The organism is Pseudoalteromonas rubra, from assembly GCF_005887095.1.
In the GTDB taxonomy this organism is placed as follows: domain Bacteria; phylum Pseudomonadota; class Gammaproteobacteria; order Enterobacterales; family Alteromonadaceae; genus Pseudoalteromonas; species Pseudoalteromonas rubra_E.
Window position 1 is genome coordinate 1 of the sequence record NZ_PNCI01000001.1, and the last position, 22,275, is coordinate 22,275.

Sequence of the window (22,275 nt, forward strand, 5' to 3'; positions counted from 1 at the left end):
ATACTGTTGTCTGTGGCATTTGAATTGTACTTGGGATGGTTCCCGGCTCGTTGGCCGGGATGACGAGAGGAGTTGTGGAATTGGGGCACCTTTGACACAGGTGATCAAACGACTGTATTGTCACCACACTCCGTCATCCCGCACTCACTCTCTGTCATCCCGCACTCACTCTTTGTCATCCCGCACTTGATGCGGGATCCACCTACCGGCGACTCGGTTTAACAACTTTAGAGCGATATCTAAGAGCGCATACTGTTGTCTGTGGCATTTGACTTGTACTTTGGATGGTTCCCGGCTCGTTGGCCGGGATGACGGGAGGACTGGTTTTTATAAAATCACGAAACAGTGGGTGAGATTGTAAGCTAAAATTCTATCACTAGAAAAAGGAAAGGATATCCTGATGCAAGCTTATGTATACATCATGGCTTCGGCTCCCTATGGCACTTTATATACAGGTGTTACGACAAACCTGAAGCAGCGAGTCTGGCAGCACAAGAGTAAAATTGATTTATCGTGTTTTACCGCAAGATATGAAGTATTAAACCTTGTTTATTATGAAACGAGCCAGAGCATTCAAAGTGCAATTAAACGAGAAAAGCAGCTAAAACGCTGGCGACGACGTTGGAAAATCGAACTAATAGAAAAAATGAACCAGGATTGGCGAGATTTGTACTCTTCGATTTGATCAAAGTTTAGATGACCTAAGAATTGGAGCTTATGATGATGGTTGCTAATAATGTTCTAAACACTGAAATGAACCCACGCGCCGTCATCCAAGTGCCCTCACTCTGTCATTAAAGTGGCCCCACACTCCGTCATCCCGCACTCACTCTTTGTCATCCCGCACTTGATGCGGGATCCACCTACCGGCGACTCGGTTTAACAACTTTAGAGCGATATCTGAGAGCGCATACTGTTGTCTGTGGCATTTGAATTGTACTTTGGATGGTTCCCGGCTCGTTGGCCGGGATGACGAGAGCAGGTGAAGAACTGGGGGGGTCTTTGGTGCAGGCGATCAAACTAAGATCGAATTGACTCCATGTGCCGTCATCCTGCGCTCACTCCCTGTCATCCCGCACTCACTCCTTGTCATCCCGCACTTGATGCGGGATCTACTTACCGGCGACTCGGTTTAACAACTTTAGAGCGATATCTGAGAGCGCATACTGTTGTCTGTGGCATTTGAATTGTACTTGGGATGGTTCCCGGCTCGTTGGCCGGGATGACGAGAGCTGGTGAAGAACTGGGGGTTTCTTTGGCGCAGGCGATCAAACTGCCGTATTGACACCACACTCCGTCATCCCGCACTTACTCTTTGTCATCCCGCACTTGATGCGGGATCCACCTACCGGCGACTCGGTTTAACAACTTTGGAGCGATATCTGAGAGCATATACTGTTGTCTGTGGCATTTGAATTGTACTTTGGATGGTTCCCGGCTCGTTGGCCGGGATGACGAGAAGAGTTGTGGAATTGGGGCACCTTTGACACAGGTGAGTAAACGACATCGCATTAACTCGGGACTCCGTTGGATGGTTCCCGGCTCGCTGGCCGGGATGACGAAAGGAGGTTAGATGACAAGTGGGGGGCGGAGTGGTGTGACTTTTCAGTCTTCTGTAAATCTGCGTGTCGGCCTAGTCCAACCTAAAGCTGACCGAGAAATGCTTTTGCTGTTTTACGTGCCAGACATTGGGTGACTGGAGCATTATTAAAGTCCTGGCGGGAAACGTTGACGTTGTCACTTTCCAGTACCTTGTTGGCGGAATGCACCTTAACACGGCAGGTGGTGGTACTGCCTTCTTCGCTGTAGATTAGTTCTACGCGTTTGGCTTTCATAATTAAGTTTTTGTATGGGTATCCTTCGCTGGTGTAGACCTTGTCAGCCATACCGGTCGATTGGGCATATACGCCGTTACTTACCAATAAACCAAATAATGCTAGCCCCAATAGTAAATAGGTTCTCATTGTTTTGCTCCTGTTGTGTGTTTTACAGCTGCAAGTATTACCCTGTGAGGCAGAGCTGACAAACGAGGAATTGTTTCCTATAGTTAAGAAAAACTTAATTATGAGGTGCGAGATGGCATATAAAATGCCGCCATTTAAAGGGTTATGGTACTTTCGTGTTGCCGCACAGCTGGGGAGCTTTAAGCTCGCCGCAGAGGCGTTGTTTGTGACTCAGGCGGCGATAAGCCAGCAGATCAGGGCATTGGAATCGGCGTTGGGGTGTGAGCTGTTCGATCGTCAGGTCAGAAAAGTCACGCTTACCCGAGAAGGTATGGCATTGCTGCCACATCTGACGCAGGCGTTTTCCCAAATAGAGCAGGGGATAGAGGCACTTCAGGCTGAACCTCAACCTAATGTACTCAACTTGTCAGTATTGTCGTCATTTGCAACTTGCTGGCTACTACCCAAAATGCCACTGTTCAATCAGGTGAATCCGCACCTGCAGTTGCGTATAGACCCCAGCGACGCCCAGGCCGACTTTCGAAACGGCGACGCCGATATTGGTATTCGGTTTGGGCTGGGCGAATATCCGGGGTTGAAAAGCGAATTAATCGCCGAAGACACAGTACTGTTAGTATACAAGCCCGGGCTGATTGACCCCAATAAACCTTTAAAAGCGCAACTGGCGTCATTGCCTTTTATTCAGGATATTTGCCCTGATGCACAGCAAGCCTGGACGGCACTGAACCATGACTTGGGAAATCGCGAGCCGAAACCCAGCCAGATGGGCATAGACAACGCCGCCCTGATGTTACAGGCAGCGGTTGCTGGCCAGGGGGCAGCTATGTTGCGTAAGAGCTTACTGGAACAGGCTGTATCTTTAGGCCAGCTTGATGTTTATCCGCACTTTTCGTGGCCGTGTCGTTACAAGTACTATCTGGTCGCGCCTGCTGCTCATTTTGAATGGCCAAAGGTTCAGGCATTCAGAAATTGGCTTATTGCGCAGTTTATGGGAGGCGAACAGGAAACCCTAACAGCTGGCGCTGGCGGAGTGTTGGGTAATTCTATGCTAAACTCTAGCTTGGAATAAGTTCTAAAAAGGCACCTTTTCAATATGGTTGATGGTTTTAAGTTGTTGATTAAATTGCTTATCACTTCAAACCTGTTACTCGTTTGTCAAGCTGTATTTGCAAAAGAGCTTACGGTGGCTTTTGGTCTTAGCCGCCCGCCTTATGTGGATGAGCGCAGTGGCTCTGGGATCAGTGTTGAGTTATTTAAACAGGCAGCCGAGCCACTGGGGTGGCAGTACAAAACATTGTTTGTATCAATCAAACGAATGAAACGCCTGGTCGAGCGTGGGGATATTGATGTAGCCGTTGAAATGTCTCGGGCTCAACCCGGGTTGCATTATTCCGTTCCATTTATCTCTTACAGCAATTATGCAATACATAGCAGTAACTCAGATTTTACCCTTAACTCTATGCAAGAATTGGCCAGCCATAGCATTTGTGCATGGCAAAATGCATCTGAGCACCTCAAACTGAATGAAATCGTGGCCGGCAAAGAAGACTACCTGGAGTTTTCAAAGCAGCGTGATCAGGTTATTGACTGGCTGAATGGTAAGTGTGATGTGATCCTGATTGATGACACGCTGCTGCACTGGCACTTGTCTGAGCTCAATCAATCGTCATCTGTCGTTATAAACAAGCAGTGGGGTAAAGTGTTATTACCTTTTGAGAATAATCCGCTGTGGTTTTACGTTGCTTTTGCCGACGCCCAGCTAAGAGATGAATTTAATGCCAGCCTTAAAAAACTGGTTCAGACTGGCCGATACCAGCAAATAAGAGAGCACTGGAATACGGTGGCAAAAGGCAGGTAATCGCAGGGCCTAATTTGAAATGCTTGATGTTTTAGGTGCCAGCCCGAAGGGTAATCAAGGCGTTTATGTGTCTAAGCACAATATCGCAGTAGTGGAATATCTCAACCAAAAACTAACCGAGCATCGGTTTTAGGTGGTTGTAGGGCTGGCAGCCCCGGAGGTTGTTGATGGTTACCGGCTCGTTGGTCGGGATTACGAGAGCAGGTGAGGTGCTGGGGGAACGCTGGCACAGGCGATAAAATGACACCGCGTTAACTCTGTACTCCGTCATCCCGCACCATTCCTCGTCATCCCGCACTTGATGCGGGATCTATGTACAGGCGACGCGATTTGGAAATTTTGAGCGATATCTGAAAATCCATACAGCTATATGTGGCACTCGAGCTGGATGTAGGATGGTTCCCGGCTCGTTGGCCGGGATGACGGCTAGTTAGCTTTAAATCGTCGATGATTCCGGTGTTTTATGCGTACGATAGAACTCTTCTCTGGCTTTGGCTTTTACCGTATAAGTGGCAAGTGCACAGCATGTAAAAAAGTAAATAAATAACAGTACGACTGGGCGGAAATAGTCTTTCAAGTATAGGTTGTCAATGATCCACCACTTATAAAGCCAAACTTCAGCATAAATGATAATGTTGAGAACAATGTCTACGAAGAAAATAAAAAGAAAGCCAATCTCCTGTAGAGCCAGGTGATGATTATTGTAAACCCGCCTAAAGAAGTCCCACCCCGTTAGGTTATAGACCCACTGTGCAATATGTTTTCTATAAATTATGGGGATACAGAACACAAGGTCAAAGATAATACAGTACAAGTAGTAGTGAGTAGTCCAGGTAATTGTGATGTGTAATATTGCTTCATCAATGGCTTCTAACACCAACATAAATAGAAGGAAATAGCGGGAACACTCATATTTCCAAGTTCTAATTAGAGCTGCAATCATGATTATGAATGACAGATGGTACAAATAGTCAGTTAATGGGATGGTCATATCAATGTTCCTCGTCGTGCTCATCTTCTGAACTATCTGCATCATTTTTGGTAACAAAACCAAAATACATGCTGACCATGTCTTTACCAAAAATTAGAAACAAGTCGAGTAGTTGTGCACTGGTCATTTCGGTTTTACCGCTTTCCCAGTTACTCACGGTGGATTGGTCTACTTTTGAAGTCATTTTGGCAGCGAGCTCTCGCTGACTGAGTCCCATCTCCTGGCGCATCTGTCGAATAGAGCGTTGTAACTGCAGCTTGAACTTATCAATTTCCTTTTTTCGCTTCCCTGATGTTGTTGTCATTCTTATATCCGCAAGTTTTACGTGGAGAAGAATTTTACACAATGTAAACTGCTGAGCAACAAGTAAAGGTGCGGCTACTGATTTTAATGAATATATTAATTTTTCTATACTGAGTAGTAGAGATGGTTTGGGGTGAGAACGAAATTAACTAAATAAGCTCTAAGAAGTTGAGCCGAGCGGATGCTCGGCTATGAATATATTAATCAGTTTACTTGAGAAAAATTCAGGGGCCTGTAAGCAATGTGTATATAGGAGCGAATCGACCTTTGTTAGCTTTACCTGAAATCAAGACTATTTAATGGTTATTTTTCAGAGCGAGGTTTCTTTTTCTCTTTGGGTGGCTTGGTTGTTATAACAATATGTGCCATAGCTGGGTCGTGTGGACCATCTCCTGTTCCACCACCAACTCCACCTTGTACATATTTTAATAGATTAGTTTTCAGTTTTTGCATTGTAAAATCCTTCCCGTTTAGGGGTGTTAATCGTATATGTTAGCAATGCAAAACACATGAGTATATGTAAAACTGTTTGCACGCTAGGCCGAATTGAGTTCTTTATGAACAGTACATCGATTACATCCCACTTGTATAACCAGACTTCTATGTAAACAACAAAATGTAATATGAAGCTAATGAAAAAGAGAATCATCAATCCAATCTCTTGTAGGGCGTAATGATTCTGTTCAGACACTCTCTTGAAGTATCCGATTTTCGTACTTTGATAAATTGAGTGGGCAATATTGGTCCTAAAGAAAACAGGCAGCATAAATGCCAAGTTCATGACCATTACATACAGATAGTGATGTGTAGTCCAGTTAAGGCTAGTTTTATACAGAAGTTCATCAACACTTTCCACGACAAGAAGCAGTGCTAAAAAATATCTTGAGTTTTCAAACTTCCAAGTAGTTACAAGTGCAATCAGCATCAATGGAAGTGGTGCATAAGTGAGTAGTTCAATAAAATCCATCCTAAGACTCCTTCTCTTCTTGTTCTTTTTTGGTGTCTGACTCTTTTTCTGCGTTATTCAAGAAGCCGAAGTACATTGCCACCATATCTTTACCAAAGATCAGAAATAAGTCCAGTAATTGGGCACTGGTCATTTCTGTTTTTCCACTTTCCCAGTTACTCACAGTGGATTGGTCAACTTTTGAGGACATTTTGGCAGCTAATTCCCTCTGACTCAAGCCCACCTCTATGCGCATTTGCCGGATAGATCGCTGCATTTGTACTTTAAACTTGTCAATTTGCCGTTTTCTCTTCCCTGGACTGTTCTTCATATTATTTCCTGTAAGAGTTGTGTTGATTAGATTTTACTTTGTTGTAACGTTACTGCAATGTTTAATACCATGCGTCCTGCAATTGATGAAAACATTCATCACTACTCAGTTTTAAGCCTTATATGTAATTATCAACTTTGTGTTCGCTTTGGTTTTTCTACTTTTTATACTTTTAGAACAAAAAACGCTCAGAACTGTGCGGGAAAGCACTCAGAAATAAGCGTCGTTGCGTATTTTAGCGCAATGTAAGCTTAAGGTGAATTAGTTTGTATAATGGGTATTGTTTTGCTGCTTTATTGTACGGGGGTAAATAGCCATGCTGCTGACCTGCAACCTGGTGCAGTTAATTAAGTTAAATTGGCAAACCTAAACACAGTATAGTGGGCTGGTTTAAAGCAGCTCACTTCTTATAATTCGGGCAATGGAGGTTAAATCTGTCTGGCGGAGCATGGCCTCGCTTTTACTGATCCCCTTGATAGCTTCATAATCATCCAAAAAGAACGCGGTATCATACTTATTTGAACGCGCGCATTTAACATAGACTAGCACATAACAATATTGAAATATTTGGTCTAATGAGCGAAAAAAGTCGATATCGCTGGCACTGATGTTTGGCTTCACTGTGTCGTTAAGCTTATTCAGATAGACATGCTTGATATAAACCGAACGGCCGTTGCGGGAGTATTTTGCAATATCGTGAACCCCTTGATTAAAAACGGTCTTAATCTGTACATCGCTCAGTGGCACCAGACTGGAAGTGAACATGTCTGTGCCTGACTTATGCGCCGATGTGGCCCATGATTTAAATTGTTCAAACATCTCTTGGCTCCTTCAAGTATTGTTGTTCAATGGGTTGTATCTCTGGTTGCTATGTCCTTTAGTTCGTATTTTTTGAAGAGATTGTTATGCAACCATGTTGTTATATTGTTAAATCATAGCCTAATTGAATATTAATGTGTTCATTAAATGTAACTTATTTAACGGGAAACTTACTACCCAGCCCTAAGATGCTGTGCTGAGCGTGTTTTTCGTTATCAAAATGTTGCTTTTTTGACCTGTAAGCACGAGCTTTAGTATCGATTGCTCATAAGCGCATGTAATCAAATTAACACTGCAATAGCCCCACACACCGTCATCCCGCACAACTCCCTGTCATCCCGCACTTGATGCGGGATCTACTTAACGACAACTCGGTTTGGCTACGTTTGAGTGGTATCTGAGGAACCATGCTGGCTATAGGATGGTTCCCGGCTCGTTGGCCGGGATGACAAGGTGAGCAGGACGAAAAATTGAGGTTAGCAGGATGACGAATAGAGGTGAGCTGAACGAAGAATAGAGGTGAGCTGGATGATGTGCGTATCGGAAGCCGTGGAGAAGTTCAGGATCGAATCACCGAGCAGGAAGCGCTAAACAGGCACCCTCAGCCTTGCTATTCATCAAACCACCGGGAATTGGAGAATTGTTTCTGTGGTCAAAAATTATCAGTGCCCTAGAATTACTTTATTCATCAACTGTTGAATTAACGTACTGCTCATGCGACTGGCGATTGACTGGTACGTAACGAGCAGAGACATACAGGAGCATTATGAAAACCCGAGGTCGTCCCGAAAAAAACGATGAAGATGGCAGAGCCCGTCTTGTGCTGGCTGCCAGACGTTGCTTTACCACGGCACCCTATTCACAGGTTACTACGCGTATGCTGGCGCAGGAAGCCGGTGTTGATGCCGCTTTGATCCGCTATTACTTTGAAAACAAAGAAGGCCTGTATAAGGCGATGTTTATGGAAGTAACCGGCGAGGTTATTGCTGGCATTGAGCAAGCAATCGGTGACGACAAGCCATTTGACCTGGAAGATATCTTTCACATCTTTTATGACGTGATCAAACAGTCGCCGTCATTTCCTATTTTAATGTTTAAGGAAATTGTGCTTGAGCAGGGGATCTGCCGCGACTATCTGATAGACAAACTACAAAACACCCGCAAGCCGTTTTTCTTCGGCATGCTTGCCCAGTTTAAGCAGCAAGGGCTGATCAAAGATGAGCTGGACGACAGGTTACTCATTTTGAACCTGATGGGGTTGTTGATTTTCCCCTGGTATATGCGTGAAGGCATGGCTAAAGCTATGGGCATTGAATTTAACGATGAACAACTGTCAAAAATGGCAACCCACAATGCCAATATGTTCAAGTATGGCTGTTTTAAAGAGCGAGAAAAGCATGAAGATTAACTGGCAACAAAGACGCTGGCTGTTGGTATTACCTGTGCTGGGGATTGTCATTTTAGTGGCCCTGGCGTCGGGGAAAAAGCCGCCACAAAAACACAGCAATGGCGTAGATGCCTTGCTGGTCGAGACAGCTGAAGTTAAAAATACTCTGATCGAACCTTATGTGACAGGGTTTGGCAGGGTGCGGCCAAAAGAGCGTTGGCAGGCATTGTCTGAAGTCAGCGGCCGGGTCATTTATCGACATCCAAAGCTGGAAAAAGGCAAAGCGCTTAGCGCTGGCACCGTACTGCTGAAAATCGACCCCATTGATTATGAGCTTAAGCTGGCTCAGGCTCGCTCCGACCTTAATTCCGCGGAAGCCGAGCTGTCTCGTACTCAGCTTAACGATGAAAAACTGGCGTTATCGTTACGACTGGAAGAGCAGCGCCTGAGTGTGTTGCAAAAGGAGCTGAAACGTAAGCAGGGGCTTTTAAAATCGGGCTCTGTGTCTGCATCAACCGTTGACTCCGAACAGGCGAATGTCTGGGCTCAGGAACAAAAAGTGCTGGATGTGAAAAACGCTGTGGACCAGCACCCCGACAATATGGCAGTGGCACAGGCTAAAGTTAAACTGGCACAGGCCAGGCTGAGTGAAGCCGAGCGCAAACTGGCAAAAACCACCATCACCTTACCGTTTGACGCGCGAATTGCCAATGTGAACGTTGAGATGCAGCAGGTTGTTGCGGAGCGCGAAAGCCTGGTTACAGCGCACCGAACGGATCTGATGGAGATACCGGTACAGGTTGCACTCAGCGATATGCGGCATTTTGGGCAATACCTGTCTCCTCAATTGATTAAAGGGGAGTTTCCGGATGTACAAACCTGGGACCTCGATGCTGAGGCCAGTTTATATATTGGTAATAAACAGTATCGCTGGCAGGGCAAGTTAACCAGTGTGGGTGAGAGTATTGACCCTGAAGGCAATACGGTCACTTTGATTGTCGACGTGGCGTTTGATTACAAAGCATTTGAGCCTGGCAAGCGGCCACCTTTGATCAGCGATATGTATGTGCAGGTTAAAGTAAAAGGTGCGCCAAGGCCGCTGTTGTCGGTGCCTTCCGACGCACTTCATGGTAGCAGGCTTTATCTGCTCGAAGACGGAAAACTAGCGATCCGTCACGTTGAAGTGGCATTTGAATCCAATGGCCGAACTGTGATCAGAAGCGGTGTGCGAGAAGGTGAAGTGATAGTGGTAAGTGATGTGATCCCCGCGGTGCCGGGTCGTGCATTGCGCACTCAAAATCAGGTGAGCGAGGAGCAGACGTTATGATTGCCTACTTTCCCCGTCACCCGACGGCAGCCAACTTGCTTATGTTGGCCATTATTGTACTTGGGCTGAGCGCACTGCCACAGCTTAAGCGGGAAACTTTTCCGGAAATTGCACCCAGTCAAATCCAGGTCAGTGTGCCATATCCCGGGGCCAATCCGGAGGAATCGGAACTGGCATTATGTGTGCCACTGGAAGAAGCAATGGATGGGCTCAGCGACATAGAGCAGATCAGCTGTGAAGCGCGCGAAAGCATGGCCAAAATGATAGTCGAGATGCAAGAAGGTGGTGATATCACCCGACTGATGTCGGATGTAAAAACCGAGGTAGATGCCATCGATACGTTTCCGGACAAGGCTGAAAGCCCGGTCATTAAGGAGCTTGGCCGTACCGAGTCTTTGATCACTTTGGCCATCAGCGCAGACTTACCTTCGGCGGAACTCAAGGATTATGCTGAGTCGGTAAAGCATAAGTTACAGCGATTACCCGATATTTCTTTGGTAGAAATTCATGGTTTTTCAGATCGACAGCTACGAGTTGAGTTGTCGCTATCTTTACTGCGTCAATATGGGTTGTCTATCAACGATGTCGTAAGCCACATTGAGCGGCAAAATATCAAACTGCCGGCAGGTAATTTGGAGACCAAAGGTAAAACCCTGCAAATTCGCTTTGACCAGCAAGGGGTGACGGCCAAAGAGCTGGGCGAGCTGGTGATTGCCAGCACTCAGTCTGGCGGGCAGTTAAAATTGAAAGATCTTGGTCAGATCACGGAGCGGTTTGAACTGGATGAGGCGAAAGTTGAGTTTAATGGTAAACCGGCTGCATTGCTGAAAATTAAGAAAACTAAAGCACAGGATGCACTCGATCTGGTCGAGCAAGTGTATAACTTTGTTGAGTCAGAGCGCCGGCAAATGCCGGCAGGTATTGAGATGGCATTGACCTCTGATCAGGCAAAAATTGTTTCTGATCGCCTGGCCATGTTGACGACTAATTCCTGGCAAGGTTTTCTTCTGGTTTTTGCGGTAATGTGGCTGTTTTTCACCTGGCGTTATTCTTTTTGGGTGTCGATGGGGTTACCTATTTCCTTTCTTGGGGCATTCTGGCTGATGACTGTGCTGGGCGTGAGTATCAATATGATCTCTATGGTTGGCATGCTCATGGCCATAGGTATTCTGATGGACGATGCGATAGTGATTGCCGAGAGTATTGCCAGCCATGTTGAGCGAGGTGAAAGCATTGATGAAGGGGTGATTAAAGGTGTAAAACAAGTGGCGCCTGGCGTACTGTCGTCTTTTTTAACCACGGCGTCAGTGTTTGTCGGGCTGGCCTTTATCGCCGGTGATATCGGTCAAATCATGAAAGTGTTTCCGCAAATGCTGCTGGCTGTGCTGGTGGTGAGTCTGGTCGAGGCTTTCCTTATTTTGCCCAATCATCTGTTGCATTCACTACATAAAAATCAGGATGAGCCGGAGTCTGGTTTTAAAGCACGGTTTAATCAGCGCTTTGAAGGCTTTCGCACAGAGGTGCTGGTTGAATGGGTTGAACGTGTGGTGACTTACCGTTATGCCGCAGTTGGTGGGGTACTGGCGCTGTTCTTCCTCAGTATTTCTTTAATGGCGGGGGGATTTTTAAAGTTCAAAGCGTTCCCCGAGCTGGAAGGCGATATTCTTGAAATGCGACTGCTGATGCCGCAGGGCACGCCGTTATACGAGACTGAACAGTTGGTTGCCCACGCAGTGGATGAACTTAATAAGCTGAATCATGAGTTTACACCAACGCAGCCTGAGCAACAGGCGCTGGTGCAAAATGTGATAGTTGAGTACAACAACAATCAGGATGCCGGTGAAGAAGGCACCCATGTTGCCACTGTACGTGCCGATTTACTCACGGCTGAAACGCGCAATACCAGCTTGCTGGTACTTCAGGATCGCTGGCGCGATGCAGTTGGTGAAATCCCGGGCGCGCTGGCGCTGGCTTTCAAGCAACCAGCAGTCGGCCCTGCCGGGCGGGCAATAGAGATCCGCTTGTATGGCAATGATCTCGCCATGTTATCTAGTGCCTCGTTTGAAATCCAGCAGGCGCTGGCCGAGTATGATGGTGTGCAAAATCTGATGGATGATCTGCGCCCGGGTAAGGAAGAGTGGCTGGTACGTCTGTTGCCGGGGGCTATGTCTTTGGGTGTGGATGGGGCAACGATTGCCAATCAGCTTAGAACCGCTTTTTTCGGTCAAAAGGCCGATGAGTTTCAGCGTGGAGACGAAACCATTGAACTGGACGTGCGACTAAGAAAAGAAGATAAGGCATCCTGGTGGCAGTTACAGAATTACCCAATTACACTGGCCGATGGCAGGCAGATCCCGTTATCGGCAGTGGCAGAGCTGATCCCGGCCCGGGGCTATGCGCGGATTAATCGGGTTGATGGTCAGCGTTCGGTGACCATTATTGGTGATGTCGACGCTGCAATTGCCAATACCGGCGAGATAATTGCCGCAGTCGACAAAACCGTCGTCGCACCGCTGCTGGATAAGTATCCGTCTCTGTCAGTTAGCTATGAAGGAGAGGTGAAAGAAGGGGGCAGTACAGGTTCATCTATCGGCAAGAAGTTCCTGATGGGTCTGGTCGGTGTGTTTATCATTTTGAGTTTTCAGTTCAGAAGTTATATGGAGCCTGTGATGGTCATGCTGGCTATACCACTTGCTCTGATTGGCGCACTTTGGGGGCATGTGTTGCTGGGCTACGATTTTACCATTCCCAGCATGATGGGATTTGTATCCCTGGCGGGCATTGTGGTGAATGACTCCATTTTGTTGGTCACCTATATTAAGGAGCATCAAAAAGAAGGGCTGGATGCCCACCAGGCTGCGGTACAGGCCGCACGCGAAAGGTTCAGAGCGGTATTTATCACCACGGCAACCACAGTCGCAGGCATGCTACCTTTGCTACTGGAAACCAGCTTGCAGGCGCAGATCTTACAGCCGCTGGTGGTGAGTTTGCTCTTTGGTATTGCGGCTTCGTCATTCCTGGTGTTGTTTATTTTGCCCTGTCTGTATGTGATCCTCGAAGACCGAGGGCTGGCGGCACAACACCATTTGACTGAATCGCAGGTAAAAGCTTAGGTTGTTCATTTGAGTACCGTACTTGGTACTGTAGGCCAATTTAACACCGGAATGACCCCATACGCGGTCATTCCGCACAACTCCCGGTCATTCTGCACAACTCCCGGTCATCCCGCACAAACCCCTGTCATCCCGCACTTGATGCGGGATCTACTCACCGACGGCTCGGTTTGGCAATCTTTACTCAGTTAAAAGCGCACTGTATCTCGTTATCTGACACTCAGCGTTATTATCTGTAGCATTTGAATTGTACTTTGAATGGTTCCCGGCTCGTTGGCCGGGATGACGAGGGAAGGTGAGGAGTTGGGGGCTCTTTGGTATTGGCGGCCAATCTAACACCGGAATGACCCCATACGCGGTCATCCCGCACAACCCCCTGTCATCCCGTACAACCCCCTGTCATCCCGTACTTGATGCGGGATCTACTCACCGACGGCTCGGTTTGGCAATCTTTACTCAGTTAAAAGCGCACTGCATCTCGTTATCTAACACTCAACGTTATTATCTGTAGCATTTGAATTGTACTTTGAATGGTTTCCGGCTCGTTGGCCGGGATGACGAGGGAAGGTGAGGAGTTGGGGGCTCTTTGGTATTGGAGGCCAATCTAACACCGGAATGAGCTCATACGCGGTCATCCCGCACAACCCCCTGTCATCCCGTACAACCCCCTGTCATCCCGTACTTGATGCGGGATCTACTCACCGACGGCTCGGTTTGGCAATTTTAGCTCGATATCTGAGAGCACATACTGTCGTCTGTGGCATTTGAATTGTACTTTGAATGGTTCCCGGCTCGTTGGCCGGGATGACGAGGGAAGGTGAGGAGTTGGGGCTCTTTGGTATTGGAGGCCAATCTAACACCGGAATGACCCCATACGCGGTCATCCCGCACAACTCCCGGTCATCCCGCACTTGATGCGGGATCTACTCACCGACGGCTCGGTTTGGCAGTTTTAGATCGATATCTGAGAGCACATACTGTCGTCTGTGGCATTTGAATCGTACTTTGAATGGTTCCCGGCTCGTTGGCCGGGATGACGAGGGAAGGTGAGGAGTTGGGGGCTCTTTGGTATTGGAAGCCAATTTAACACCGGAATGACCTCATACGCGTTTATCCCGCACAACCCCCGGTCATCCCGCACAACCCCTGTCATCCCGCACTTGATGCGGGATCTACTTACCGGTGGCTCGGTTTGGCAGTTTTAGCTCGATATCTGAGAGCACATACTGTCGTCTGTGGCATTTGAATTGTACTTTGAATGGTTCCCGGCTCGTTGGCCGGGATGACGAAAAGGAGGTGAACAATTGGGTATATCTTTGACACTGGCGATCAAACTACATCGAAATAATCCCGCAGTCTGTCATCGAGAACGAAGTAACGTAGTTTATAAAAAGTCATTGACCTGAATCTAAGTTGAGGTTTTATCTTTGCTGCACTTTCAGCGCAATACCGCGTATGAAAAATAAAAAAGGATAAAAATATGAACTTAAATCAGGTCACATTGAGCGTTAACAATATGGATGACGCTGTCACGTTTTATCTTAAGCTGGGCTTTACGCAAATTGTCGATACGCCCCATTACGCACGCTTTGCGTGTCCACAGGGAGATGCGACTTTCTCTTTGTCCCTGAGTACAGACGAAATCATGCATAACACCACCATTTATTTTGAGCATCAGGCACTGGATGAATGGATCGCACTGATTGAATCGCGGGGCATTGCGTTGTTGCAGGCACCCACCGAAGAGTCATACCTCTGGCGCGAAACCATTGTGGCAGATCCATCAGGTAATAAAATCAAATTATACTGGGCTGGTGAGAATCGCCTTAATCCGCCATGGCGGGTAGAAAAGCGTTACAGCGATCTGTGTAACAGCCTCTGACTTGTATAAAGGGTAAAAATGTTTTCTACTGGCGCTTTAGTTTACCGCTGCAAACAGGAAAAACGACAATGATAGATTTCAGATCCGATACCGTGACTAAACCGTGCAAAAACATGCTTCAAACAATGCTGGAGGCAGAAGTTGGGGACGATGTATATGGTGATGACCCGACGGTCAACCAGCTTGAGCAGTTTGCAGCGCATCGTCACGGGTTCGAAGCGGCAGTGTTTGTGAGTTCTGGCACTCAGGCTAACCTGCTGGCCATTTTGGCGCATTGTGAGCGTGGCGATGAGTATTTGTGTGGCCAAAGTGCGCACAATTATCGCTATGAAGCGGGTGGTGCAGCGGTACTGGGATCGGTGCAGCCGCAACCTGTTGAAAACGAAGCTGATGGCAGTTTAGACCTGAAAAAGCTGGCAACGTATATAAAACCGGATGACTTTCATTTTGCCCGTACCAAGCTGCTCAGCCTGGAAAACACCATTGGCGGTCAGGTTCTCAGCCTGGACTATCTGGCACAGGCACGCGCCTTTTGTGATTTTCACAAACTGCAGCTACATCTTGACGGTGCCCGGGTGTATAACGCGGCAGTAGCGTTAGAGGTCGACATTCGGGCAATCGCTCAGCATTTTGATTCTATGACAATTTGTCTGTCAAAAGGCCTGGGTGCGCCAGTTGGCTCTTTACTATTGGGAAGTAAGGCACTGATTTACAAGGCTAGACGCCTGAGAAAAATGTTGGGAGGCGGTATGCGCCAGGCAGGTATACTCGCTGCTGCAGGCTTGTATGCACTGGAAAACAATGTCGAGCGTTTATGTGAAGATCACCAAAATGCGCGTTATCTGGCTGAGCGACTTAATGAAGTGGATGGATTTAATACTTCGGCTTATCAGGTGCAAACCAACCTGGTTTATGTGGATGTTGCCAGTGAAATTGATATTCATAAGATTGCTAAAAAGCTGGTCGAGCAGGGGATCCAAATTACCCCTGGATATCAGGGAATGAGGCTGGTGACCCACCTGGGTGTTAGCCGTGTAGATATAGATAAGCTGATCCACGCACTTAATGCGCTGTAACCGTTAAATCACCTTTGTTATTTATTTGTTGAGTTATTATTTGTTTTGTGTTCATAATTGGGCTTTGTCTATATAAGGAACATTACCATGAAACTGACACTTAATAAGAAAAAGCTCAAGGGTCTGACAGCTGACGACAAGTCGTTGCCAAACAATATGACACCAAAAGTGGCCGGTGGTTATCCGACCGATTTTGCACCTTTATGTGGACCAACTATGCAACCGCATTGTAATACGGCGGTCTTTTATGGTTGCCCTACTAATGGGAACTGCTATTCAAATGAGTTTATGAACTGCCCCGATCCAAGTATCTGATTGTTCAAAAACTAAATAATAAAAGCCAGGACATCCTGGCTTTTAACGTTATTGGAGCCGTGTAAATTCGGTAGCAAGTTAATTGGTCACCAGGGTAAGGTTTTCGAATAAAAACAGTCGATTACTGTCTACTTGTGTTTTGCCGGTATCCAGGTATTTTTGCTCAAGTACACCATCGGTGGACCAAGTCGCAAAGTCGTCATCGTTTAGTACACCCAGCCTTGTGTTATCAATCAGCCACATGCCTTCGAGTTTGTCGTGTGGATAACCAACCTGATCAATCAGATCGAGTACCAGAGATTTAGTGACAGGCACAACTCCAGCGTCACTCAGTGCTTCCCAGCCTTGTTCCATGATCACTTCTTCCAGTGTTTTTCCTGAAATAACCAAACCGAGCGCGTCATCTTGCGTTATCAACGGCGATGAAGCGATTTCTTCCAGGTTAGTAGCGTCGCTGAGGTTGATTTTATAAATGCGTTTCATGGCATCCGGGTTGGTGCCATAAAATGCGCCATCTCGTTCAATAACCAGAAACTCAGAGTCAGATAGCGCGACGATACCAGAATTTGAATTCTGGTTCTTTTCCTGTTTGTACAGGTATTGCCCCACTGCTTTGGTTTCCAGGTTGACGGTTACAATACGAACGATATCTAAATCTTTGACAGTCTTGGAGGGGTTATACAGGGTAGACTGCATTATACCTACCAGTGTTTTTTCGTCTGGTGTGATTGCCAGGCCTTCCATGCCTCGATTGGCACGTCTATTGGCAAATTCAGCTGGCAGGTGTAGTGCAACCCGGTTATCTTCTGCGAATGCATTAATTCTTGCCAGTTCAACGCCGTTGGCATCAAAGTGAACAATATGCGGGCCATATTCATCACTGACCCAGAAGCTACCATCTTTTAAGGCAACCAGGCCCTCACCGTCCAGGCCATAATCGTCTAGTTTGAGCGGGTTATCCTGCTCATGATACGGCTGAGAGTTATCAACCAAAATGGGCGCACCTTCTGCTGTATAGGGGGTTTCTCCTGTGCCCCCGAGATCAGAGCTATTAGGCAGACCGGTGATTGGTGTACCATCAGGGCGCTTGAGCAAAATTTCTTTCAACTTGACCACGCGACCGTCGCTTTGCAGCTCAAATAAGCCGATGCGGGGCGTATAGTCAGGGGTCGGAAACTTCTTACCTTTACCGTATTCCCCGGTATATGTGGCATTGGGTCCGCGGTCAGTCAAAGCATAAAACTGCGTTTTATTGGTTGGGTGGGCAACCATATCCGAACCATAACCGCCATTTCGGATTTCGAAGGTGCTACCCGCAATATCGCCATTTTGTAGATCACTGCGTAGCGCGGTATGAGGCAATGCAGACCCTTGTGCTGAAAGCGGAGATGGTTGGCACACATAATTGGTCTGGGTGACTTCCACGCCACTGAGTTGGTTATCACTGTTAATGTCGACACCTGAGTGCAACGCTATGCCCCCAAAGTAGCATTGGGGATCACCCATAGACAGGGATACCTGACTTAACAGGCTGGTCAATCCTTTCGCACCGGTATTGCCATTTACACCGTTGATGCCATCTTCACCGTTAATTCCTGCCTGTCCGTCTTTTCCATTATCACCATCGCAGGCCGCAAGGGCGAATATCACCGATAAAGCCAGCAGGGGTTTTGTACTAGGTTTCATTGTCGAATCCTTTTAATTATTGTCGCCAGAGTTTGCACATTCTGGCTGATTGAGTTTTGGAGCGAATACAAAACAATCTAAACGGGTACAATAACGAATTGATGACAGGGCTTGGCCAAGTGCATTGGCACAATTGATATATTGACTGAGCGCAGAGGCAGGCATGAAGAATATACCGCTGGCACGGCCTGAACTGCGGCTGGGATAAAAAAGCTGCATTATCCTGGTCAATTGTGAGAGTCTGGCAATATCAGAACAAACACAATGGGATAACAGCAATGAAGAGAATCGGACTGATAGGCGGTATGAGTTGGGAATCAACGTTAAGCTACTACACTTTGCTTAATGAAGGGGTAAAAGCACAGCTGGGCGGCTTACATTCGGCCAAAATTGTGTTGGTCAGCGTTGACTTTGCAGAGATAGAAGCGAAGCAGCACAAAGGTGACTGGCACGGTGCGGCTGAGTTACTGGCTCAGGCGGCACAGTCTGTCGAAGCTGCGGGAGCCGATTTCGTGTTGATATGCACCAATACTATGCACAAAGTAGCAGACGAGGTTCAGCAGGCCATTTCCGTCCCCTTGTTACATATTGCCGATGCAACGGGGCAGGCGCTGGTAGGGGATAATATTAAGAAAGTCGGGCTGCTCGGTACACGTTTTACGATGCAGGAGACTTTTTATCGTCAGCGTCTGGAAGACAAATACGCTCTGAAAGTCTGTGTTCCAGATAGTGCCGATCAGCAGCGCGTTCATGATGTGATATATCAGGAACTGTGCCTGGGCAAAATAGTCGACAGCTCGCGGGACGAGTACTTAAAAATCATCGCGACACTGAAAGCCGCCGGTGCCGAAGCGGTTATTTTGGGTTGTACTGAAATAGCGCTGCTTATTGGCGACGCAGAGCTGGATATACCCCTTTATGATACCACGAGTCTGCATGTACAAAGTGCGCTTAGTTTATCGCTTGAATCGCAGTAGCAGTGGCCCTGAGTCGTAAAAACATGAATAAAAAGGCGTAATAAAGCGTAATTGCTATTTTGATGACGATAAGTAATGCTAAGTTATTGGTTAAAGGACAAAGAAAGAGTCAGGTTATGGCATCAATTGAAAAACAAAAGCTGAGCTTTTATGCGCAAAATGGGTTTGTTCGCTTTGAGCAGGCGTTGTCACAAGACTTGTTAAAGCGTTTGAGAGACTTGTCTGTCAAACTGGAAGCGTCGGCAAAGGAAGATTTGGCAAAAGGGGCATTACGCAGTCAGTACTACCTATCTACTGAATCAGGTGAACCTAAACTGTTTCGCTACAATGATCTGCTGTTTGATGACCCTGAGCTTGTTTTGGACTTGCTTGCCAGCCCAACTATGATGGCGATTTGTGAGCAAATGGTGGGTGAGGGCTGTGTGCCTATGCAGCTTGATTTGGTATACAAATATCAGCATCCTCATCCACATATTTCCTGGCACCACGGTGCACCACATCCCAGGAATTATCCGTATCTCAATGTCGGCGTTTACCTGGATGATGCGGGTTTGGATGATGGCTGTCTGCGCTATATTCCTGACTCGCAACATGAGATTTTAGATATCTATGAGCTTTCAAGTCAGTATGGCTGGAACATTCCCGGTGTCGTGCAGCAACCGGCGAAGGCGGGGGATATTTTAGTGCAGGATATGATGATACTGCATAGTTCTGAACCGAAAAGAAGTGAAGGGCCAAGACGCACTATCTATATCGAGCTACGGCCTGTTGCAGGCATTGCCGAAAGTGAAAAGCAATCGGCACAATGGGCTGAACTCAGAAAGCAATGGATGGCGCATGTGATCCAGGCGGCAGAGCCTGAAGATGTGCCTGCGGGTTGGCTGGATTATTATGGGAAACCTGAGCATGATCTGGCAACCCTGGTCAAGTTGATTGAAGAGAAATGGGAGCCGGCCATCCCTGCCGTGTGGTCCCATCAAAATGTTGACCATCCGGATTACCCAACACCAGCTGACTTACGCTGATAACCCAGATTTTTAATCAGTACTCCCTGGTGAGGTTGGCAAGACGCACTGTGTCTGCTGACCTCCTCACCCCACTTTGCGTGATATTCCCTGCGCTCGATAATACCTGTCCGGTCCCCTGACAATGAAAGGAGCAAACGGTCTACCGTTTTTGCTTTCAATAATCTGCTATTTCTTAAACCGCTATTTGATGGATTTATATACTGAATGTGGGGTATTGGGTCACTAATTATTCTTATTTTTATGCCTGATATGAATTTTTTATGTTTTTATTAAAGATTTCATATTTCAATTGTGTGACAATGATGCGGCTAAATTAATTAAGGAGTAATTATGAAGTTAAAATCTCTTGCCTGTTTTGTTGCCGTTGCAGCAAGCGCTCAAGTCACGGCATTTACCCAGTTGGGCGGCAGCGGGGTAATGCCCATTGGCCATGAATGGTTAACCCGAACCTCAGCCCTTGAGCTTTTGTCACAAAGCACTCAGGTAGAAGATGCCAATGACCCTCGTCTGAGCTGGAACAAAGGCTTAGCAAAATCAACAGAACTCAATATCGCACAAACTGAAGTCGCAAAAATTCTTGCCAGTCGTCGCAATGATAATACCTATTACTCAGAATATGACGCAATCTTCGCGGCGATAGTCGGTGAGCGCTGGGTGGATATTGCCGGTTTCAATGTCACTAATGCCAGTATCGACCCAACGGGTCCAAACTGTTTTAACGCCGTCGCTCAGGAGCCTGCTGATCTGCAGCAGGATCACTTTATGCGTCGCTATGACGATGTGGGTGGTGCAGGTGGTGTAGATGCCGCAAAGCGCGGACAAGCCCGGTTTATTGATCATTTCGTCAATGCTGCCATGGCGCAGAGCAAGCAGATTAAAGTGTGGGATGGGGGAGGCTATGCCAGCGCGGTAGAGGTGGATCATAACTACTTCCTGTTTGGTCGCGCTGTGCACCTGTTCCAGGATTCATTTAGCCCTGAGCATACGGTACGTCTGCCTGAAGACAACTATGAAAAAGTCTGGCAAGTAAAAGCCTATTTGTGCTCTGAAGGAGCTGAGCAGCATACCCATGCCACTGGAGACGCCATCAGTTATGAAAGTGGTGATGTGATCTGGTACCCGGGCACACGTACAGATGGTAGCTGGGATGGTTATCGCCCGAGCAATATGAAGCCTGTAGCGCTGGTGGCACTGGAAGCCAGTAAAGATCTGTGGGCGGCATTTATTCGCACTATGGCAACGCCGATTGAACAACGAGAAACGTATGCACGTACGCAAGCTCAGATGCTGGTTGATGCCTGGTTATCATTTGACGAAACCGCTATGCGTCAATGGTATGATGACGAAAGTCGTCGCGATCACACTTATGTACTGGCACCGGGGGAATCAGGCAAAGGAAAGTCTCTTGAACAGTGTATGGCAGAGCTGAATGTTGGAACCGTCAGCCAGCTGGAGCGTGTCGCTCAGTTGGACGAAGAGCGCCGTCAGTGCCTGTATAATGTTGAAGCCGTAGAGGGCTATGAAGACCTTAACGATCCCCTGATGGATATGCCTTACAACTGGCAATGGAAATCAACTTTCTGGAAAACGGCCCCTGATGGCTGGCAGGCACCAGACTTACCTGCGGATGCGGGCCAGGCTATGATCCTAAAAAGTGCAGAAACAGGACTGTCGGTATCAAGCGAGTCAGGTCTGGAGAATCATGCCAGACTTAAGGCCAGTGGTAATACGCCCGTTGAATTCATCATTGTGACCGGTAAAAACCAGCAAGTGTATTTTCGCGCCAGAGAAAATGCAGCGCTGTTCCTGAGCTACAGTGCCTCTTCAAGCGGCTACGTAAAGCTGTGGGATTCTGCAAAAGACTCGGGTTTTGAGCTGATTGATCAAGGTGGTGTGTGGAATCTCAAAAACACGCGCTGGGCGCAATATGTCTGGCTTGATAACAGCTCGCAGCAATTGCACCTGAACCGTCATGGTAAAGCCAGCAATGACAATGCAAAGTGGGTGATAGAACAACGTTAAAGACAAAAGACTTGCTACACTTATGGCGCTGCGGAGCAAAGTGCCATAAGTGGGCTTTTTGACATTCCCAAGGCTGCATTGATATTCTGCCCAGTAGGGAATATCAGAAGGAGTACCAGGTGTTTTTATTCTCTAAAAAGAAGAACACAATTAAATCAATCGCATGTTCGCAATTTAACGAAACGGTTGTGAATGTCGGCTAAAACAGGGCCCGCCAGAGTCAAAATAGGGCAGGCCTGACACGATTAAT

General features: G+C 47.1%; 19 protein-coding genes. 12 read left to right on the top strand and 7 right to left on the bottom strand.

Translation table 11 applies throughout. The annotated features are described in order from the left end of the window. Nucleotides 1–400: 400 nt before the first annotated feature. Nucleotides 401–685: a GIY-YIG nuclease family protein gene (locus CWB99_RS00005; protein ID WP_138552026.1), complete on the top strand. Its 285-nt coding sequence runs from the start codon at nt 401–403 to the stop codon at nt 683–685. Between the two features lie 958 nt (nt 686–1,643). Here CWB99_RS00005 and CWB99_RS00010 read toward each other — a convergent pair. After that, complete coding sequence (locus CWB99_RS00010) at nt 1,644–1,964, bottom strand: hypothetical protein (protein ID WP_138552025.1); 321 nt, start codon at nt 1,962–1,964, stop codon at nt 1,644–1,646. Nucleotides 1,965–2,076: 112 nt separating this feature from the next. Here CWB99_RS00010 and CWB99_RS00015 point away from each other — a divergent pair, with 112 nt between their 5' ends. Both CWB99_RS00015 and CWB99_RS00020 read left to right on the top strand, forming a co-directional pair. Continuing rightward, complete coding sequence (locus CWB99_RS00015) at nt 2,077–3,033, top strand: LysR substrate-binding domain-containing protein (RefSeq protein WP_138552024.1); 957 nt, start codon at nt 2,077–2,079, stop codon at nt 3,031–3,033. A 114-nt stretch (nt 3,034–3,147) separates the two neighbouring features. Next, nucleotides 3,148–3,822, top strand: coding sequence for a substrate-binding periplasmic protein (locus CWB99_RS00020; protein WP_171045220.1), 675 nt, complete (start codon nt 3,148–3,150; stop codon nt 3,820–3,822). A gap of 992 nt (nt 3,823–4,814) precedes the next feature. On the opposite strand, the gene CWB99_RS00025 is transcribed toward CWB99_RS00020, so the two are convergent. From CWB99_RS00025 to CWB99_RS00040, 5 genes are all read right to left on the bottom strand, one after another. Further along, nucleotides 4,815–5,117 (bottom strand): helix-turn-helix domain-containing protein, encoded by a 303-nt coding sequence (locus tag CWB99_RS00025; RefSeq protein ID WP_138552022.1) that lies wholly within the window; start codon nt 5,115–5,117, stop codon nt 4,815–4,817. 302 nt (nt 5,118–5,419) lie between these two features. Further along, a complete protein-coding gene (locus CWB99_RS23920) occupies nt 5,420–5,569 on the bottom strand; it encodes a hypothetical protein (RefSeq protein ID WP_171045221.1) in 150 nt (49 codons plus the stop codon). Then, nucleotides 5,550–6,083 (bottom strand): hypothetical protein, encoded by a 534-nt coding sequence (locus CWB99_RS00030; protein ID WP_138552021.1) that lies wholly within the window; start codon nt 6,081–6,083, stop codon nt 5,550–5,552. The genes CWB99_RS23920 and CWB99_RS00030 overlap by 20 nt, the downstream gene beginning before the upstream one ends. A gap of 1 nt (nt 6,084) precedes the next feature. Continuing rightward, nucleotides 6,085–6,393, bottom strand: coding sequence for a helix-turn-helix domain-containing protein (locus tag CWB99_RS00035; protein ID WP_235577151.1), 309 nt, complete (start codon nt 6,391–6,393; stop codon nt 6,085–6,087). Between the two features lie 390 nt (nt 6,394–6,783). Next, nucleotides 6,784–7,212 carry a hypothetical protein gene (locus CWB99_RS00040; RefSeq protein WP_138552020.1) on the bottom strand — a complete coding sequence of 143 codons (429 nt, stop codon included), beginning with the start codon at nt 7,210–7,212 and terminating at the stop codon, nt 6,784–6,786. A 766-nt stretch (nt 7,213–7,978) separates the two neighbouring features. Between CWB99_RS00040 and CWB99_RS00045 the strand changes: the two genes are divergently transcribed. The 6 genes from CWB99_RS00045 (at nt 7,979) to CWB99_RS00070 (ending at nt 16,312) form a co-directional block, all read left to right on the top strand. After that, nucleotides 7,979–8,620, top strand: a complete 642-nt coding sequence (locus CWB99_RS00045; protein ID WP_138552019.1) for a TetR/AcrR family transcriptional regulator — start codon at nt 7,979–7,981, stop codon at nt 8,618–8,620. Next, on the top strand, nt 8,610–9,926 hold the full coding sequence (locus tag CWB99_RS00050; protein WP_138552018.1) for an efflux RND transporter periplasmic adaptor subunit: 1,317 nt from the start codon (nt 8,610–8,612) through the stop codon (nt 9,924–9,926). The genes CWB99_RS00045 and CWB99_RS00050 overlap by 11 nt, the downstream gene beginning before the upstream one ends. Continuing rightward, on the top strand, nt 9,923–13,039 hold the full coding sequence (locus CWB99_RS00055) for an efflux RND transporter permease subunit (RefSeq protein ID WP_138552017.1): 3,117 nt from the start codon (nt 9,923–9,925) through the stop codon (nt 13,037–13,039). The genes CWB99_RS00050 and CWB99_RS00055 overlap by 4 nt, the downstream gene beginning before the upstream one ends. 1,480 nt (nt 13,040–14,519) lie before the next feature. Then, nucleotides 14,520–14,921 carry a VOC family protein gene (locus CWB99_RS00060; protein ID WP_138552016.1) on the top strand — a complete coding sequence of 134 codons (402 nt, stop codon included), beginning with the start codon at nt 14,520–14,522 and terminating at the stop codon, nt 14,919–14,921. Between the two features lie 68 nt (nt 14,922–14,989). After that, a complete protein-coding gene (ltaE, locus tag CWB99_RS00065; RefSeq protein ID WP_138552015.1) occupies nt 14,990–15,997 on the top strand; it encodes a low-specificity L-threonine aldolase in 1,008 nt (335 codons plus the stop codon). 87 nt (nt 15,998–16,084) lie between these two features. Continuing rightward, nucleotides 16,085–16,312, top strand: coding sequence for a hypothetical protein (locus CWB99_RS00070; protein WP_138552014.1), 228 nt, complete (start codon nt 16,085–16,087; stop codon nt 16,310–16,312). 78 nt (nt 16,313–16,390) lie between these two features. Here CWB99_RS00070 and CWB99_RS00075 read toward each other — a convergent pair whose 3' ends face one another. Then, nucleotides 16,391–17,998, bottom strand: a complete 1,608-nt coding sequence (locus CWB99_RS00075) for an esterase-like activity of phytase family protein (RefSeq protein ID WP_138552013.1) — start codon at nt 17,996–17,998, stop codon at nt 16,391–16,393. Nucleotides 17,999–18,276: 278 nt separating this feature from the next. On the opposite strand from CWB99_RS00075, the gene CWB99_RS00080 reads away from it, so the two are divergent. The 3 genes from CWB99_RS00080 (at nt 18,277) to CWB99_RS00090 (ending at nt 22,025) form a co-directional block, all read left to right on the top strand. Next, complete coding sequence (locus CWB99_RS00080) at nt 18,277–18,975, top strand: aspartate/glutamate racemase family protein (RefSeq protein ID WP_138552012.1); 699 nt, start codon at nt 18,277–18,279, stop codon at nt 18,973–18,975. A 116-nt stretch (nt 18,976–19,091) separates the two neighbouring features. Beyond that, a complete protein-coding gene (locus tag CWB99_RS00085; protein WP_138552011.1) occupies nt 19,092–20,000 on the top strand; it encodes a phytanoyl-CoA dioxygenase family protein in 909 nt (302 codons plus the stop codon). A 333-nt stretch (nt 20,001–20,333) separates the two neighbouring features. Beyond that, the gene (locus tag CWB99_RS00090; protein ID WP_138552010.1) at nt 20,334–22,025 is read left to right on the top strand and encodes a hemolysin D; all 1,692 of its coding nucleotides are present in this window, start codon (nt 20,334–20,336) and stop codon (nt 22,023–22,025) included. Nucleotides 22,026–22,275: the final 250 nt, after the last annotated feature.